At 64.8% G+C, this 16,781-nt stretch carries 13 protein-coding genes; 8 read left to right on the forward strand and 5 right to left on the reverse strand.

Annotation, left to right across the window (positions count from 1 at the left end; all coding sequences use genetic code 11):
- Nucleotides 1-693: 693 nt before the first annotated feature.
- Nucleotides 694-1,383 (reverse strand): SGNH/GDSL hydrolase family protein, encoded by a 690-nt coding sequence (locus BV907_RS11610; RefSeq protein WP_175637447.1) that lies wholly within the window; start codon nucleotides 1,381-1,383, stop codon nucleotides 694-696.
- A 162-nt stretch (nucleotides 1,384-1,545) separates the two neighbouring features.
- Between BV907_RS11610 and BV907_RS18870 the strand changes: the two genes are divergently transcribed.
- On the forward strand, nucleotides 1,546-1,695 hold the full coding sequence (locus BV907_RS18870) for a hypothetical protein (RefSeq protein ID WP_175637448.1): 150 nt from the start codon (nucleotides 1,546-1,548) through the stop codon (nucleotides 1,693-1,695).
- Nucleotides 1,696-1,765: 70 nt separating this feature from the next.
- Here BV907_RS18870 and BV907_RS11615 read toward each other — a convergent pair whose 3' ends face one another.
- Entirely contained in the window at nucleotides 1,766-3,334 is a 1,569-nt protein-coding gene (locus BV907_RS11615; protein WP_245827938.1) for a sugar transferase, read from the reverse strand.
- 497 nt (nucleotides 3,335-3,831) lie between these two features.
- On the opposite strand from BV907_RS11615, the gene BV907_RS11620 reads away from it, so the two are divergent.
- From BV907_RS11620 to BV907_RS11630, 4 genes are all read left to right on the forward strand, one after another.
- Nucleotides 3,832-4,782 carry a nitroreductase family protein gene (locus tag BV907_RS11620; protein ID WP_077489898.1) on the forward strand — a complete coding sequence of 317 codons (951 nt, stop codon included), beginning with the start codon at nucleotides 3,832-3,834 and terminating at the stop codon, nucleotides 4,780-4,782.
- A 128-nt stretch (nucleotides 4,783-4,910) separates the two neighbouring features.
- Nucleotides 4,911-6,047, forward strand: coding sequence for an MATE family efflux transporter (locus BV907_RS18400; RefSeq protein ID WP_139346743.1), 1,137 nt, complete (start codon nucleotides 4,911-4,913; stop codon nucleotides 6,045-6,047).
- A 32-nt stretch (nucleotides 6,048-6,079) separates the two neighbouring features.
- Nucleotides 6,080-7,318 carry a polysaccharide pyruvyl transferase family protein gene (locus tag BV907_RS11625; RefSeq protein ID WP_077489899.1) on the forward strand — a complete coding sequence of 413 codons (1,239 nt, stop codon included), beginning with the start codon at nucleotides 6,080-6,082 and terminating at the stop codon, nucleotides 7,316-7,318.
- Between the two features lie 1,007 nt (nucleotides 7,319-8,325).
- A complete protein-coding gene (locus tag BV907_RS11630) occupies nucleotides 8,326-9,477 on the forward strand; it encodes a DUF1972 domain-containing protein (RefSeq protein ID WP_217697928.1) in 1,152 nt (383 codons plus the stop codon).
- Nucleotides 9,478-9,940: 463 nt separating this feature from the next.
- Here the strand turns inward: BV907_RS11630 and BV907_RS19600 are convergent, their stop codons facing one another.
- Both BV907_RS19600 and BV907_RS11635 read right to left on the reverse strand, forming a co-directional pair.
- Entirely contained in the window at nucleotides 9,941-10,069 is a 129-nt protein-coding gene (locus BV907_RS19600; RefSeq protein ID WP_281250862.1) for a hypothetical protein, read from the reverse strand.
- 81 nt (nucleotides 10,070-10,150) lie between these two features.
- Nucleotides 10,151-11,236: an FAD-dependent monooxygenase gene (locus BV907_RS11635; protein ID WP_077489900.1), complete on the reverse strand. Its 1,086-nt coding sequence runs from the start codon at nucleotides 11,234-11,236 to the stop codon at nucleotides 10,151-10,153.
- 305 nt (nucleotides 11,237-11,541) lie between these two features.
- Here BV907_RS11635 and BV907_RS11640 point away from each other — a divergent pair, with 305 nt between their 5' ends.
- From BV907_RS11640 to BV907_RS18875, 3 genes are all read left to right on the forward strand, one after another.
- A complete protein-coding gene (locus BV907_RS11640; protein ID WP_077489901.1) occupies nucleotides 11,542-12,087 on the forward strand; it encodes a TetR/AcrR family transcriptional regulator in 546 nt (181 codons plus the stop codon).
- Between the two features lie 101 nt (nucleotides 12,088-12,188).
- The gene (locus tag BV907_RS11645; protein ID WP_077489902.1) at nucleotides 12,189-14,939 is read left to right on the forward strand and encodes a hypothetical protein; all 2,751 of its coding nucleotides are present in this window, start codon (nucleotides 12,189-12,191) and stop codon (nucleotides 14,937-14,939) included.
- A 48-nt stretch (nucleotides 14,940-14,987) separates the two neighbouring features.
- Nucleotides 14,988-15,182: a hypothetical protein gene (locus BV907_RS18875; RefSeq protein ID WP_077489903.1), complete on the forward strand. Its 195-nt coding sequence runs from the start codon at nucleotides 14,988-14,990 to the stop codon at nucleotides 15,180-15,182.
- Nucleotides 15,183-15,223: 41 nt separating this feature from the next.
- Here BV907_RS18875 and BV907_RS11655 read toward each other — a convergent pair whose 3' ends face one another.
- Nucleotides 15,224-16,726 (reverse strand): sialidase family protein, encoded by a 1,503-nt coding sequence (locus BV907_RS11655; RefSeq protein WP_217697929.1) that lies wholly within the window; start codon nucleotides 16,724-16,726, stop codon nucleotides 15,224-15,226.
- Nucleotides 16,727-16,781: the final 55 nt, after the last annotated feature.

Consider the following 16,781-nt stretch of genomic DNA (forward strand, 5'->3'; position numbering starts at 1 on the left):
GTGCCAGTGCGCCACGATGTCGAACCCCTTGCTAGCCGGGGCGAGCGCGGGCGGGGGCGGGGTCGACGGCCCGAAGTTGAGAAGGTTCGGGTAGGAGTAGGTAGTCCCATCCTCGTGCTGCGGGGTGCCGATCTCGTCGTATCGGCTCGCGGCGGCGCCGGGGACGGCCTGCTTCGCTATAGCGGCGGATATTGCAGTCGCAGCCTCAGCCTTGTCCAGCTTCGGCTCTAGTGCCGGCGCGATGATGGGAGCCAGATCGGGCAGCTGTGTCGCTGGGAGCTTGGACGTGCCGTCCAGCGTTGCAATTCCGGAGGGAGCGCCCTTTCGGCGATGGGGACGTAGGCGCTGGGCTGGGCCTTGTCACCCGGGGCGGCATTGGGAGCAACAGCCGACACCACTGATGCGCCCGTTACAGCAGCGATCATCCCGCAGCCCATGACGCGGAGTGTCCGGCCCTGCATCGGGGGGAAGTCTTCCCTATCGATCATACAAAGAACGTATTGCCCCCGGCAGTCACGAATCAACCGTGGTGAGCACGCGTCTTTTGCGTTCCTGGCAACCTTGGATACTTAGTTAACCGTCGAGGTACTTCTACTCGCGGACCCCGTACGAGGCGCACTTGCTTGCACTGGCCGTGCGGGAGGTCGTTCGGCGGCCGCAGCCCGAATGAGAACGGCCGCCCGCCATATCGGATCAGTCCCCTCCGGCGCTGAGGACCTCGGGGAGCTGCGCGAGGACGGCCTTGGCCATACGGCGCCCGCCGGCGTCGTTCGCGTGGATGCCGTCGGCGCTCATGCCCGGCAGCCACGTCCCGTCCTCCATGGCGACGCAGGTTGTGACATCCACCCAGCCGAGGCCCTGGACGCGTGCCCAGGCGGACAGCAGGGAGTTCACCTCGAGCACCTCGTCGCCGAGAGTCTCGGATGGCGGCACGGAGACCAGGATAGGTCGCGCGCCTGCCTCCTCGACGGCCCGAACGAGCGCCGCGACGTCCTTGGCAGTCTGGTCCGGAGAGGAGCCTGTGAGGAGCATGTCGTTGGTGCCGGCCTGGATGAGCACAGTCCCGCCGCCCGCCGTCGTCTCCCGGACCCACGTGCGCAGAACGACGGAAGTCTTGCCGGGGTGGGAGGAGAGCACGCCCGGGGCCACGCCGGCCAGAGTTCCGGCGGCGACCGTCCGCTCGTACCACGATCCGGGCCAGCTGGAATGGGAATCGCCGAGGACGTTTACGATTGTCAGCTCGCCGACGGGGCCGGCGGCGACAGTTCCGCCCCCGGCGCGCCCGGCCGTGGCGGGCGACGGCGCGGTGTCGTGCGCCGGGGCGGGGGAGCAGGCGGCGAGTGCCAGCACGAGGGCGACCGCCGCCGTCAGCGGTCTGGGCACGAGGACTCCATGACTCCTATGATGCCGCTGGTTCCGCTTCCGCGGTCCCCGGCGCATCCGCGTGTGACGTGGCGGGTTTGGTTAACAACGGGCTCTCGCGGTAGATGTTGAATTGGGAGCGTGCATCTAGGCGCGTGCAGAAAACCATCGGAGGGGGCATCGATGAGTCGCGAGAAGACGACCGAGCGCGGGCGCTACGACCGCGAGAAGTGGCGGATGCAGAACCAGCGGAGGATCGACACGGCCAAGACCGTGCTCGTGCTGGGCCTCGTGGTCATGACGGCCGGTTTCATCATCCTGAACTGGCGATAAGGCGAAAGAGCCCGGCGCCGTCGAGTCCCCTATGTGGGACTCGACGGCGCCGGGCTCTGTCTGTCCAGGCTCAGTAGGCGCCGGACTTACCGACTACGGCACGGAAGGTCCGCATGAGGATCATGAGGTCCTGGGTCATGGACCAGTTCTCCACGTAGTAGAGATCCAGCCGTACGGTGTCCTCCCACGAAAGGTCGCTGCGGCCCGAGACCTGCCACAGCCCGGTGATGCCGGGCTTGACGAGCAGCCTGCGGTGCGCGAAGTCGTCGTAGCCCTCCACTTCCTTGGGCAGCGGCGGTCGTGGCCCCACGAGGCTCATGTCGCCCGTGAGCACGTTGATCAGTTGGGGGAGCTCGTCGATCGAATAGCGTCGCAGGAACCGCCCTATCCGCGTGATGCGCGGATCGTTCTTCATCTTGAACATCACCGCATTGCCCTCGCTCTGGGCCTGGAGGGCCTTCAGCCGTGCCTCGGCGTCGACGACCATCGAGCGGAACTTGAGCATCTCGAACGGCGCTCCCGCCTTGCCGATCCGCTTCTGCCTGAAGATGGCTGGCCCCGGATCGTCCAGCTTCACGAGACCAGCGACCAAGAGCATTGGTACAGCCAGGACGAGCAATATGCACCCAGTTGCCACGACATCGAACCCGCGCTTCAGGAGCCTCTTGGCGCCGACGAGCTTTGGCGTCGTGACGTGGATGAGCGGCAGCCCGGCCACAGGCTGAGTGTGGATGCGCGGTCCCGCGACGTCGGTCAATGCCGGGGCCATGACCATTGCAACCTCACGCGCGGACAGCTGCCAGCCGAGCTGCCGCAATGCGGTCGGCTCCAATGCGGCACCAGCGGAGATCGCGACCGTGTCCACGCCACTCTCCTCGATCGCATCGAGGATGTCATGAGGCTCCGAGCTCGTACCGACAACGGGCAGGGAACCCGCCTCCGAGTGGACGGAACTCCTTCCCGGGTAGCCCGGCAGGTAGGCCGCGACGGGCAAGTAGCCTGCCTCAAGGTGGCCACCGAGTTGACGGTGCAGGTGGGCGACGGAGTGCTCGCCGCCGATCAGCAGGATCCGCCGCAGGTTACGGCCTAGATTGCGGGCCGAGATCAGAAGGGCACGCATCATCCACCGTGCAAGGAGCAGGGAGAGGATCCCGATAGGAAGCGCGATGGCCACATATCCGCGGGCCGTTTCCAACTGGAAGACGTACGAAAAGATCGCGATTCCGCCGAAGAGCCACAGTGTAGCCGAAATGACCCGCCTATACTCCTCTGCACCGTAGCCAAGTACGCGCGGTTCGCGACTCCCCCAAAGCCCAAGCATGAGCCACCATGCGAGGATGAGGAGCAGGGAGACAAGCGCATATGGGGCTTGTTGATTTCCCACGTCTAGTGTTTGATTCGTTCCGCCGAAGCGCAATACCTGCGCTCCTGTCGTCGCCCACGTGACGCAACCTAGATCGACGAGGACGAGCTTGGCACGATGCGAGCCCAGCCAGTTGGAGAGAGTCTGCGTCCGGACCGCAGAGTGCGGCTGTATGGCTGTCTTCATCTCTGCACCTTCTGGACAGCTGATGAGTTGACTCTTGCCGAATTGTTGGTGGCCGTGTGCCGCCCGCGGCGAGTACTTTGAGTCGATCATGAGCGCCCCCCCGCGCTTCTCGCTCTGCGAGAAGATTCTGTACTAACAAATCTCGCACCGGTCGAACCGGGACGAGGGACCTACGATGAAGTCAACGCGCGACAGCAGGGCCATCAGGTACCAATCCTGCTCCCAACTGACTTGCCCTCGATCCCTTGCAACGGCCTTCAATGTAGCACGTGGCACTTCGCTTACTACTGGCGTTAGTGCCCAGCAGGGAGCCGCCGCCGCACGGACCGGAAGAGTGCCAGTGCTGGCTCGTAGTGAAGTAATGCACAGACCGGAGAGCCAACCCTCTGGGGTAGGATGAGCACTGCATACTTAGCCTCTCGGGGGGATTCGAGTCCAAGTATGGAGTCAGTGGGTCGGACGTCCTTGGAAGGTCTGACCATCCACAGGCCCTCCGAGTGCTGCATCCCGCAGCTTGGCACAAGTAGAGCGCTACACCCGGGCGCAATTGTCCGGTGCCGAAAGTGTTTGGCCATAAGGAGCAGCAATTGAAGGCGACTCTGAAGCGACTTCTCCCTGAGAACTTGCTGAACATTCTGCGTTTCGCCCGTTCGAGAGCTGCCAAAGGTATCGACTACCCGCGCGAGTTTGCCCAGGATCTAGCGAGGTACATCCGGCATTCTGGTCCGGATGATCAGGGCGTAAGAGCTTCGAGCCATTTCAAGCACATCGAAATGCAGCTCACGAAGGACTATCACCGGGTCGAGAAGGGTCTGGCCCTGGCGGCTCCCCGGAGACCGTTCGGGAACGCGCTGATGGACCGTCTGGAGCTTCTTGTTCCGGCCGCTGAACTGACACCTACCGGCCGGGGCGAGTACGTTGCTCATGCGCGCGACGCGCTGTCGGCCTTAAAGAAGTGGAACTCCGGCGGCGACGTGACCGATTTGGTAAGCCCGGAAGTGGAAGTGGATCGTCCACATATTCCCGCCGAAGAATTTTTCAAATCCCGGCATAGTATTCGCAACTTCTCCCACAAGCCCGTCGACCAGGCCGTTTTCCATGAAGCCGTTGAGTTGGCGCTCCATTCGCCCTCCGTATGCAATCGTCAGCCGTGGAAAATTCGCTTCTACAACACCCCAGAAGCGGTCCGGCAGGCGTTGTCCTTCCAAAATGGCAACAGCGGATTTGGCCAAACGACGCCAGCTGCGGCTCTCATCACCGTGGATCTGCGGCTGTTCGCAGGCGCCGGCGAGCGGAATCAGGCCTGGATCGAGGGCGGGATATTTTCCATGTCCCTAGTGTGGGCGCTACATGCACTCGGCATTGATTCATGCATGCTCAACATGAGTCTGCCGAACAAGAAGATTTCAAACCTCAGGCGTGACCTAAATGTCGAAGACAACGAATTGGTCGTCATGTTCATTGCGATGGGATACGGTGCCGCCGGTCGTCGTCGCGCCCGATCTCCAAGACGTGGAATCGATGAAGTAGCGCTTTGAATCGCGTACAAGTTCCGAGGCATATGGCGGTAAAGCGGCCTCCACCAATTGCGATCTTCGTCGGAAGTGTGTGCCGCAGAATCATTCTGCCGGCCGGCTCGCAAATCGTGGCAAGCGTGGCGACGCTAGTGCTCTCCGTCTTTGCGGCCAGCTCATTCGAGACGAGCGAATTCGGCGCTTTGGGACTTTTAGTTGCCGGTCAGGCGATCGTATTAGGATGCGCTCGTTCCCTAACGTCTGAGATAGTGGTCTACCATTACTCATCCGAAGCCGGCAGAAAGCTCGCAAGGAAGATAGATTCGTCAACTGCGGCCGCCCTATTTTGGGGAATAGCTGCCGGCATTATTACGCTCGCCTTCGCGTTTTTGGCTTCCGACGCCGGTGGCTATCTTTTCGTTTTCGCATTGTCGCTCCCGGGGCTTTTCATGCAGGATCACTTTCGTCAATGCCTCATTGCTTGCCGCAAGGGATCCATCGCGCTCCTCGTGGACATTGCTTTCGTTTCATTATTGGCGATATCCCTGTGGCTATTGAGGCCGACAGGTATGGCGACATTTCTGGGAATTTGGGGCGCAGTGGCGGCAGGGGCCGCCATTGCGGCCGGCCTGGCGTTGCGTACGCGGCCACGAGTTGACATAGCACGGGATTGGATAGCCAAAGAGTTTCTGCACGGAAAGTATTTTCTGGGCGACTTTCTTACGACAAATCTCATCGCCCAGGGTGCGATCTATCTTGTGGCACTGGTCGGAGGCTTATCCGAGGCAGCAGGTCTGCGCGGAGCCCAGGTCCTCCTTGTTCCAATCCTTCTGGTAAGCAGGGGACTGCTGATTGCTTTGGGGCCAGAATCAGCGTCAAGGGCTCGTGAAGGAAAGCTTCGTTCGCTCTTCCTTCTGTGCATGGGATACTCCGTCGCGTGCGCTGTTACCTGCGTCGCTGCCTTAGTCTTCGTAACCTCCTTGTCAATTGATACGCTCGTGATATTCCTTGGCGATTCGGCAATGGCGTCAAGGGATGTCTTTCCGTCAGCTGCCTTGGCCGTGGCAATGCTTGGAATTGCGGGCGGGGGCGCATTGGGGCTCCGTGCGCTAGGTGATGTGCGTCAGGCCATGATAATGAAACTTTGGAGTGTACCCATTACTGGAGTCGGAGTGGTGGCAGGCTGTCTTTATGGGGGTGCTGCCGGGTCTCAACTGGGGCTTGCGAGCGGTGAAATCCTTCGAACAATCTTGAACTGGCGAAGCTACACGCGAGCTGTTCAGAAATAGACTCATATCGGCTCGGTCGGGGTGGAGGAAGAATGCGTAGATGGGTCAAGAAGTTGGCGTCTAGCGATGTCTCTTTGATGGCTATTTCTTGGCTGGACGGGCTCATTGCAAGAGCACCATCAGTAGAAACTTCGGAGAGCGACCGATTCCATGTATTGCTCGCAGCGACCGGTGACGGCAACATCGGCGATCAGGCCATGCTGGATGCGTTCTTGCGCCTAGTTCCTGGGCGAGTAAAAGTTCTGTGCAGCAGTCACGAGGCTTTGCAGATCCCGGCCGAATTTCTTGACCGGGTTCAGGTCGTTTCGGTTCCCGGCCTCATAGGCGCCCCAGGCTTTCGTCGTGCCGCGTCGCTAAGAACTTTTGGGCGACTCATGAAATCCGCGATGAGCTTTACCGTTACGGGTGCGGATGTCATGGACGGAACTTATTCAGTTCTTCATTCCGCTGCGCGTATCTCCTTGCTACGAATTGCGCGTAGACATCGCGTGCCGTGTGAAGTGCTGGGCTTTAGCTGGTCTGCCACTCCTTCCAAGTCAATCGTCAAGCAGTTGCGGGACGTGTCAGGCTACACTCGCCTTCTCGCAAGGGATCCTCGATCTCGTGAGCGTCTCAGAGAACATGGGGTTCCAAATGCTGAGCTTGTCACAGATGTCGTATTTTCTGACTTGACCAAGGATGATCTTCCGCCGAAATTGAACGCTTGGCTCGAGCAAGCCAAGGAGGCCAATCAGCGCATAGTTGCAGTGAATGTCAGTGGTCTCATCGGACGGAAGATGGCCCAACTATCCGAGTACGAGACCATCGTTGCGGCGCTTCGTAAGCATGACTGTAGGATATTGTTCCTGCCGCATGTGCTGCGTCTGAATGATGACGACCTTCTTGAAACGCGGAAGGTCTTTGATGCGCTGTCGAATGAGAACGATTTTCTTGTAGAATCGATGCTTTCCCCTGGTCAGGTTCGCTCTATTGTGCCATTCCTGACTCTTACCCTCACAGGTCGCATGCATTTGGCAATCATGAGCCTAGCGCAGGGTACGCCCGCCGTGACCTTGGCTACGCAGGGGAAGGTCGAGGGACTCTACGAGCTTTTTGAGCTTCCACAGCTGCGGATCAGTCCAGTTTCAGGATTTGGCGCAGAGGTGGGCGACGTGGCTAGTCAGCTTTTGGACGGGGATGAGGCCTCCGTGCGAGGGGCCATCATGACGGCGCTGCCCAGGGTCATGGAGCTTTCATCAGAGAATGGACGTACGGCCCGGGGTGCGGTGTGAGCGTGGTGAATGATGTCCTCGTAGGCAACCCTCTCCCTCAAGCGCTCCGTCACTACGTCGTTGAACTCAACGACACCCTTGAACGAATCGGCGTGGGCATGACAAACGCGAATGTGCCGTCGGCGGAGGGTCTGTCTCGTACCGATAAGGCTGCTTTCCTTCCGCGCACGCTCCTGAAGTCGGTGGGTCTTCGAAGGAGCCCTCAACCGTTTATCCAGCTGTGGCCGTCGTTTGGATTCGCGGAACTCGGCATATGGCGGTCGGGTGAGGACCGGGCTTCTTCTGTGATCATTCATGATCCGGTCCCGCTGCGAAGGCAAGTCGGATATGGTGCCGTTGGAAGGTACATCGGCCGCTTGTCCCTTTACGGACGGGCGCCGGCGATTGTCTCCCACTCTCGGGACGCGAGTGATGCCATCCGTGAATTGCTCCCCGGGGGTCGGATTTTCGACGTTGCACACCCCGTAAGGACAACCCAGGTGCGGCACGCCGAAGGTACATCGCCGAAAGTGGTGGTGGCGGGACAATTCAAGCCTGTTCGCGATTTGGAAATGCTCCGGTGGCTCGGTCCCCGGCTCAGGCGGCGTGGATATATTCCCCAGATCATTGGCCGCGGGTGGCCTGCGGATCTCGAAGGCTGGGACATTGATTCGCGTTTTGTATCCGAGGCAGAGTTGGATCAGGTGCTCGGGTCCGCCGCAGCGGTCGTCATTCCATATAAGCGATATTTTCAGAGTGGCATCATGTTGAGGGCCCTCGAGCAGGGTACGCTCTCGATCTCTCCGAATACGTCCTTTGCGCGCCAAGTGCTTGGTGCTAGCAGCGGATGCGTTCTAGAGGATTCCGAGGACGGGTCTGCCTGGCTGGACGCCATCGATTCAGTGGTCGGACAACCAGAGCAGGTTGCAGATGTTTTTGATCGGTACAAGGATCTGTGTGACGACAGTTGGAGATCCCTTATAGCGGATCTTCCAAGGCCGGAGTAACGTGCAAAAAGATTGGATGGAATGTCGATGAAGCCGTCAGTAGCCATCATTGGCACGAGGGGTTATCCAAGTTATTATGGCGGCTTTGAGACGGCCGTGCGAGAATTAGCACCCTATCTGGTGGACGCAGGCTGGGATGTCTCGGTTTACGGACGTTCGTCGGCGATTTTCGCCGATGACCCGCTTAGGGACGCACGTGTCAATTCGGTCTTGACACGCGGCGTTGACCTCAAGTCTATTAGCACCCTCAGTTATGGTTTTACGGCGGCATGGGACGCTTCCAGACGCAAACCAGATGTAGCGTTAATCATGAACGTTGCAAACGGATACTTCTTGAGAATGCTCAAGCGCGCTGGTATTCCGACCGTGGTTAATGTGGACGGAATTGAGTGGGAGAGGGCAAAGTGGGGCACCGCAGCCAAGAATGTGTTCAAGAACGGTGCTCGACTAACAGCCAAGCACGGTGACTTTTTGGTCTATGATGCTGACGCGATTTCCCGCCGTTGGCAGTCTGAGTATGGTCGCTCAGGAACTGTGATCCCCTACGGTGGCCACGAGCGGCCCACGCTGAATTATGCCGATGAGTTCCCTGCGCACGGCTACGTTCTTCTTGTTGCGCGCTTCGTGCCAGAAAACTCTGTGCCCGAGTTTCTCACCGCCAGCGAAGAGATCGCGGCGCGATGGCCCGTTGTAATCGTGGGATCAAGCGGCTATGGTGGCGAGCTAGATGAACGAGCTGAGTACCTTAGCAGAACAAACGCGAACATTCATTGGCTCGGACATATCAGCGATGACGATCGACTGCACAGTCTGTGGCAGAACGCTGGAGTTTATTTTCACGGACACAGCGTCGGGGGCACTAATCCGACACTGGTCCAGGCGATGGCCCTAGGCGCTCCGACTGTAGCTCGGGACACGGTTTACAATCGAGAAGTATTGGGAGATCTCGGTATATTCGCGTCTCCCGATCGGAAGTCCATCGTTGAGTCGATATCCCGGGTGATGAGCATTCCATTCTCAGAACGAGAAGTTGTCAAGGAGCAGCTCAGGGCTCGAGCTCGAGACCGCTATGGTTGGGGCTCCGTGTGCTCTGCTTATGAGAGGCTACTTAGGGTTGCGGGAGGCATTCCGGTGCAGGATGTCAGTCGACCCGCTGAGCAGCTGAAGAGTTGAAGGACCGCGCATTGGACGCCTGCTTTTGCCGAGTGATCGTCCAAGCTGGCCCGACTTTCCACATTAAAGAGTCAAAACATGATTGAATTCGCAATTCTGGGGATTTTTGGATTGGGCCTCTTAGGCCTGTAGCTCCGCGCTTCGGGGTGGGCAGCACCGATTCTTGCATTGGTGCTGCTCTCCCTGTGCGTTGCACCCGCGCGCGTGCTCGGTGATGCAGTTTCACATGATGGCATTGCGGGTTTGGGGCCCCAGCCAATGACATTCGGCTTGGTTCTCATGCCGGTCGGCGGCGGAGTTATCGCCTTCTAGCGGTAACGCTCTGGCTTGATTGGGTGGCTCGCGAGGCTTCCATGGCTCAGGCGTTCCATTCGCTTCTGTTAGCGGTCGGTCGAGTGTCGGGCCCGCATGCTTACGACGTTCGTCGTCGAGCCCCTTGGGAAAGCGTCGATCGTTTAGTCGCTCAGATAGCGAATGCGTAGGCCCCCAGCCCAATGGTCACAAGGATGAGGATCGCCAGGCCAACGATCTGCAGAATGGCGTGTCGGCGCTCTCGGCCCGAGTTGAAGCGCTTCTTGGGCATGGTGGACATGGTGCGTTCCCCTTCTTCGGCCCCGCGGCGGCCGGTCCCCGAGTGATTCCCCGGGAGTAGGGTACAGGACGGGCAGTCTTTCTATGCGGCGTTCTGTTTATCTGCCGTTTGACTGGCATCTCGGGCGCTGCGCCTGCTATTGGCCTGAGCCGCAATCTTTCCCGCGCCTTCGACCAAAGCGTCCCTGACCCATGGATGCCTCTGCTTGTTCGAGAGCCAGTTCATGATCCGTGAGCCCGTCACTGCGCGCTGGGCCGGCTTCCGCCTGGCCGCGTCGTAGGCCGCCAGCCCCTCAGGGACGCTGCCCGCGGCCAGGAGCGCGTCCGCGAGGGCGAGCCCGTCCACGAGCGACTCGCAGCCGCCACGGCCGAGGTGCGGCGCCATCGCGTGCGCAGCGTCCCCGACGAGCGCGACGTGGCCGGAGACGAAGCTCCGCAGCGGGACGGCCTCCTCGATCTGTCGCCGGTCGACCTGCACGGACGTCACCGAGGCCAGGACCTCGTGCACCTGCGGGTGCCAGTCCCGGTAGAGCCCGCGCAGCACGGCGAGCGGGTCGTCGTCGCGCGCCCCGGCCAGGTCGGCGCGCACGCCCGCGTACCAGTTGGAGCCGCCGCCCGGGAACGGCGCCCGTCCGAAGATGAGCCCGCGGCCCCACGTCTCGGAACCGGTGGCCGACTCGATCGGCGCCACGCCGCGGAAGGCGACCACCCCGGCGTCGCGCAGCCGCGCCCCCGGGAAGGCGGCGGCCCGCACGGCGCTGTGCACGCCGTCGGCCGCCACCACGACATCCGCCGCTGGCAGATCCTCCAGCGAGCCGAAGGGGGAGTCCCAGCGCACGGTGCCCTCGGGCAGCCCGGCGAGGAGCGACTCGAGCAGCCCCATCCGCGCCACGCCCCGCGAGCCCTCCGGCAGGGCTAGGCGCGCGAGCACGCGCCCGTCCAGGCGCAGGAGCTCGCCCGAGCCGACGCTCACCGACGCGAGCCCCTCCGCCGCGCCGAGCCTCTCGAGCGCGGTGTACGCCGTGGGCCACAGCGCCAGGAGCGTCCCCGCCGTCGAGAGCCCGGCGTGGCGCTCGCGCACCTCGACCTCCCAGCCGCCCGCCACGAGCGAGCGGGCGGCCGCGAGGCCCGCGATGCCGGCGCCGACGATGACCGCAGTGCCTCTCATGCCGCCACGGTACTACGGCTGTAGTAATCCTGTCAGCAGTGCGGCACCCCGCTCTGGGCGGACCGGCCGATCGTGGTGCCCGCGGTGACCTGCCAGCGGCCCGAGTAGCTCTTGCCCTGGGTAGCCTGCCGCCCACGATGTAGTACCACTCGTCCGTGCCCTGGTACTGCACGGTGCGCACGTCATAGCACCTCACCGTGATCACGGTCCCCGGTTAGAGCCAAGGCCGGCCGTTGGTCACGCCGTCGCCCCGAGACCATGCCCTAGGCCGGGGGAGAACCCCCCGGCCTCCTAGAGTTGGTCCCATGTCTGCACGGGAGAGGGCCCTCGACGCGGCCGTGGAACTGCTCGGGACGCAGGGCCTTCGCGCTCTCACCCATGTGCGTGTCGATGCCGCCGCGGGCTTGCCGCGCGGCTCGACGTCCAACCACTTCCGCACGCGCGCCGCGCTCCTGGCAGGGGTCGTCGAGCAGATCGTGGACCAGGAGGTCGGCGGGGCCGACGCCGAGGGCGCCCTCCCACCGGATCCCGAGGCCTTCGCCGAGCTCGTCACCGCCATGGTCCTAGCCCTCACGGGCCCGTTCCGGGTGCGCACGACGGCGCGGTACGTGCTGTTCCTCGAGGGCACGCACGACGACGACGTCCGCGCCCCGCTGCTTGCCGGCCGCGCGCGGTTCCGTGCCCTGGCCGAGGCGGCGCTCGCGCGGTACGGGGCGCCCGCGCCGTCGGTCGCCGCGACGGCGGTGATGGCCGCGGCCGAGGGGATGATCATGCACCGCCTCGCCGTAGATCCCGACGCCGAGGTCGGGGAGGCCGTGCGCCTCGTGGTGCGGGCCGCCGTAGCCGGATAGACCCCGGGGCCACCTCCCTGAGCGTCTGGGCCAGCCCAGACGCTGGACGGCCTGTGGCGGCGGCCGTAGTCTCGTCCCACAGCGGGGCCGAGGGGGACGCCATGGTGCAGGGGCAGCCGGAGACGCCGGAGACAACGGAGCCGGAGGTCCTCGAGCTCCGCATCCACGGGATTCGGAACACCCCGCCGCACGAGATGCTCGCCTGCCCGGCGGACGAGACTGTCCTGGTCACGGCCGCCGGCATTCCGCAGGGGGACCGACTCGCAGGCTTCTACGAGCACGCCGCCCCGTCCACGCCCGACGCCCCCACGCCCGCCAAGCCCACGCGCGTCGAGGCCTACAGCTGGGGGAACTTGGCCCGCACCGCTCCGGACCTCGGGTTCCTCCAGGTCGCCGGGCGCACCGTGAGCAACCTCGGCTGGCTCCTGCTCGTCCCGTTCGGGCTCGCCAACGCGGCCTACTGGGCGAGGCCCATCCGGCGCCAGCCGCGGTCCAGGGGAGAGGCACCCGCCCCAGGGCAGCTCCGGGCGGGCCCCGGGGCCGGCGCGGTCCGGCTCTTCGCCCTCCTGCTCACACTGCTGTACACGACATCGTTCGCGACGGTGTCCCTGGACCTCGTCGGTGCCCAGTGCTTCGATGCCGGGGCCCGCGTCTGCAGCGCCCTGCCGGGGATCGCCGACCCGCTCACGGCCTGGACGCGGGGCCAGCGGCTCGTGGCGCTGACGGCGGTGCCGGTGCTCGCCGTCGTGCTCCTGATGGTCCTCTCGGTCTTCGGCAACGCGCGCTACCAGCGCGTCGTCGCCTTCTCCGCGGGCGGCGGCGCACTCGAGGCCACGGTGCAGCCGGGCACCACCGGGGCGGCCGCGGGGCGAGTTCTAGCGGCGGCGCACTTCTGGGACAGGCCCTTCGTGACGTCCCCGACGGGGCTCGTGCACATCGGCGCGAGCCTCGCGCTCCTGGCCGTCCTCCTGTGCAGCGACCGGCTCGCCGCCCTGGTCCCCGAGGCCGCCGGCGGCGTGCCCTGCCGGACGGTGGCCGGCTGGTACACGCCTGACTGCTACGCGGTGTCCATTTCGGCGTTCCGGGCCGACGGCGTCACCCTCGTCGCGCTCCTGGCCTCGGCACTCCTGCTGCTGGCCGGCGGCGGGCTCGTGGTCGCGTGGTCGCGGGACCTCCGCTTCGCGCCGTCCGGGCCGTCCGGGAGGCACAAGCGCGTCGCCTGGGGCTACGCGGTGACCTCAGGGGCGGCGCTCGGCGTCGTGCTGTGGAACGTGGGCTGGGGCGCTGCGGCGGCGGGGGTGGGCGACGGGCGGCGCGAGTTCTCCGGGACGGCGACCGCGGCCCTGGTCATCATGGGGCTGCTGACGATCCTCGCCCTCGTGGGCTGCGCGGTCCGGAGCTGGGTGCCGGCCTGGGCGGCCTTCGCCCTCATCCTCTGCTCGACCCTCGGGCTCCTGTACTGGGCCGCCGTTGACACAGGGCACCTCTCGCTCGTGGTGCCGGGCGCCGCCGTCGCCCTCTTCGCCGTCCTCCTCCTGGCACGCCGCACGGGTGACTACACGCGGCAGGCGTGGGCCGGGGCCGGGCCGGGCGTCTTCATGTTCCTGTCCCTGTTCGGCGCCGCGTTCCTCGCGAGCGCCCTGCCCGTGGGGTTCGCGTGGTTCCTGCGCACGGCCGGGACCACGCGCACGCCGCTCGAGGAGGACACATACTGGAGCACGGTCACCGCCCCCGGTGCGATGCGCGCCGTCGTCCCCAAGGCCTTCGAGGCGATCGGCGGCATGCAGGTGTTCTTCGTCGTCGTCATCCTCGCCGCCACCCTCGCGGTCCTCGCCGTGCGGCTCCTGCGGCCGTCGAGCATCGCCGCGCCGCCCGTGGTGGACACGGAGAGTTGGTTCGCGCAGGCGATCCTGCGCCGGCGCGCCGTCAGCGCGATCGCGCACCGGGCCGAGCCGATCCTCGGCGTCGTCGCGGTGGGCGTGTGGGCCGCCGTGACGGCGGCCCTCCTCGCCTCGGCCGCCGTCCGCGGATCCGGCTTCGGGAAGCAGTGGCTCGCCGACTTCACGGTGTTCCTCGCCGACGTCCTCGCCGACTGGGGCGTCCTGCTGGGCGGCGCGCTCCTGCTCCTCGAGGCGATTCGCGCCGCGGCGACGCATGGGGGCCGACCCGTCGGGCTCCTGTGGGACCTCATGTGCTGGCTGCCCCGCGCCGCCCATCCCTTCGGGCCCTCGTGCTACGGCGAGCGGGCGGTCCCCGAGATCGGTGATCGGCTCGTGGCCTGGCTCGAGGGGCACCCCCAGCGCCGCGTGCTGCTCTCGACCCACAGCCTGGGGACCGTGCTGGCCGTGTGCTCGCTGTTCGAGCTCTGCGCGCGGCAGAAGGAGGAGCTGCTCGGCCGGGTGCAGGTCCTCTCGTACGGCATCCAGCTGCGCCCGTACTTCGGGAGGCTGTTCCCCGAGCTGCTGGGCCCGGATGAGCTCGGCCTGCGGCCGGCGCGGATGCCCGCGCTCGTCGCGGGCGACCCGTGGGGCCGGCAGATGGAACTCGACGCCGCCGCACCGGCGCGGGACGTCCGCGAGGGCACCCTCCTCGCACTCCTCAGCGACAGCACGCAGCCCGGGGGCCGCCGCGCGTGGCTGAGCCTCTGGCGGCGCACGGACTACCTCGGCTTCCCGGTTGACTCGTACGCGAAGCCCGACAGGGAGCACCTCCTCGCGCGCGTGCCGGCGCTCGACCGCTACGCCGAGGAGCTCGAGCCGTCGAGCTACCTGGCCCGCGTCGCGACGCACGGCAACTACCTGGCGACCACGGGCTACGCTTCGGCGCGGGAGGAGCTCCTCGGAAGCCCCTGAGCTCCGGGGCCTCCTGGACGATTGGCTCGCTGCGCACGGCATGAACTCGTGTTCGCCGAGTTCAAGGGCCCGGTCAAGGACCGGCTGCTGCGCTCCAGGACGCGCGCGGGCGATTCGGGCCGGACCTGCCACCCCACCGAGAGCGCCGCCGTGCGGGTCCTGCGCTCGGACACTGCGCCCGGCAGTTCATCCGACGATCCATCTGGCGGCGAAACCACCGACGACGGCGGCCCCCGCACGTGAGCGGGGGGCGCTGGGTTCCACAGATCTAGACGAGGCCTAGATCAGGGAGTGATCGTCGTCGCGGCAACGTCTGTCCGGTTCGCGGTGTTGCCGTCGTTTGCCCGGACAGACAGCGACACGAAGTTGCTGCCCGAGGCGTCGAGCCCTTGATAGTCCCCCGTGAAGAAGCCGCGGGCGAACGGGGCAGTCAGCATGTCGAACGGACCGTAGAGGTGGGTCTCGTTACCGAAGGCGGCGCCGCCGGCGGGCGATGAGGTGAACCAGTAATCCGTGGGCAGCGTGCTCGTGTTCCCGACGGTCAGGTTGCGGAAGTCATAGTACGTGACCCCCACGGTGCCGCTCGCGTTGACCCGCACGCTCGGCGTGAAGGCTGGCGTGCCGGTCGGCGTGTTGACGCGCGCCGGGGCCGTCCAGGTCGCGCCGCCGTCAGACGACGTGGAGATCGCCACCTGGTCGAACGCGAAACCGGTGAAACGAGCATCCTGCCAGACGACGTAGAGCTGGCCCGTAGCCGGGTCGATCGCCGGTTCCGGAATGATGTCGCCCGTGCGGATCGGCGCTCCCGTATTCGGATCCCTCACGCCGACCGTGAAGAGCTTCGCCACGATCTTCGGCGCCGTCCAGGTCGCGCCGCCGTCAGTGGACTTGACGAAGGCGACGTTGAGCCCGTGGAGCCCGTCCACGCCGTGAGGGCCGGTTCCGAGAATGAGATCGAAGAAGTTGTAGAGCGTGCCGGTGCGTGGATCGACGACAATCTGGTTGCCGATCGTCTGCTGACGCTGCGCCGTCGGGACGATGACCTTCGCGGCGCTCCACGTGACGCCGCCGTCCGTGGTCTTGGAGAACCAGGCCGGGCCGGTGAAGGCGCGGATGTGCGGGGCAGCCTTGGGGTTACCCGTTGGGGAGACGAGGCGGTCCCAGACGGCGTAGGCCGTTCCGGCCTTAACTGGATCGGCCGTCACCGACTCCTTGTCGTTGAAGAACCGCGCTGTGCCAAGGTCTTCCTTGATGATGCGGAGATTGCCCCAGGTCTTGCCGCCGTCAGTCGACGTCGCGGCGGCCACAGCGTTGTCAGGGCCAGCGCCCTGCAACGAGAGGGACACCGAGTACGCCGTACCGTCCGGGCCGAACGATACCCAGGGGTCGGTGGCCCGATCGTAGCGGCTCAGACCGCCGGGCGCGCACGCGCTGAAGGGTTGCGTGGCCTGGCCCCAGGTCTTACCGCCGTCGGTCGAGTAGCCCGCGACCAGGCCGTGGGCACCACCGTCCGACCAGCGGTCCTGCTGCCACACGCCGATGATGTTGTCGGGATTCGCCGGGTTGACGGAGACCCACGGCTCGACTTCGGCGTTGACGTAATTGACCGACCCGGGCGCGGCCCCGACCGTGCAGGACGCATAGGGGCTCGGCCCGCTCACGGTGGCGAGTGGCGTGAAGGTTGCGGCCGAGGCGGCGCCCGCCGAGTTGAGCATGAGCGCGGCTGACAGCATGGCCGGCAGCGCGAGACGTACGGAACGTGTGCGGTTCCGCGCGGAGGGATCCACGGTCATGATGCTCTCCTAGGGTGACATTTCGGTGATGCGAACGGTGCGAGTGCAT

This window comes from Sinomonas mesophila (assembly GCF_001999765.1).
In the GTDB taxonomy this organism is placed as follows: domain Bacteria; phylum Actinomycetota; class Actinomycetes; order Actinomycetales; family Micrococcaceae; genus Sinomonas; species Sinomonas mesophila.

Excerpts from the sequence above, each read along its gene's own strand:
- BV907_RS18870 (WP_175637448.1), top strand. The coding sequence starts at position 1,546 with ATGAGTCGCGAGAAGACGACCGAGCGCGGGCGCTACGACCGCGAGAAG.
- BV907_RS11615 (WP_245827938.1), bottom strand. The coding sequence starts at position 3,334 with ATGATCGACTCAAAGTACTCGCCGCGGGCGGCACACGGCCACCAACAA.
- BV907_RS11625 (WP_077489899.1), top strand. The coding sequence starts at position 6,080 with ATGCGTAGATGGGTCAAGAAGTTGGCGTCTAGCGATGTCTCTTTGATG.
- BV907_RS11630 (WP_217697928.1), top strand. The coding sequence starts at position 8,326 with ATGTCGATGAAGCCGTCAGTAGCCATCATTGGCACGAGGGGTTATCCA.
- BV907_RS19600 (WP_281250862.1), bottom strand. The coding sequence starts at position 10,069 with ATGTCCACCATGCCCAAGAAGCGCTTCAACTCGGGCCGAGAGCGCCGA.
- BV907_RS11635 (WP_077489900.1), bottom strand. The coding sequence starts at position 11,236 with ATGAGAGGCACTGCGGTCATCGTCGGCGCCGGCATCGCGGGCCTCGCG.
- BV907_RS11640 (WP_077489901.1), top strand. The coding sequence starts at position 11,542 with ATGTCTGCACGGGAGAGGGCCCTCGACGCGGCCGTGGAACTGCTCGGG.
- BV907_RS11645 (WP_077489902.1), top strand. The coding sequence starts at position 12,189 with ATGGTGCAGGGGCAGCCGGAGACGCCGGAGACAACGGAGCCGGAGGTC.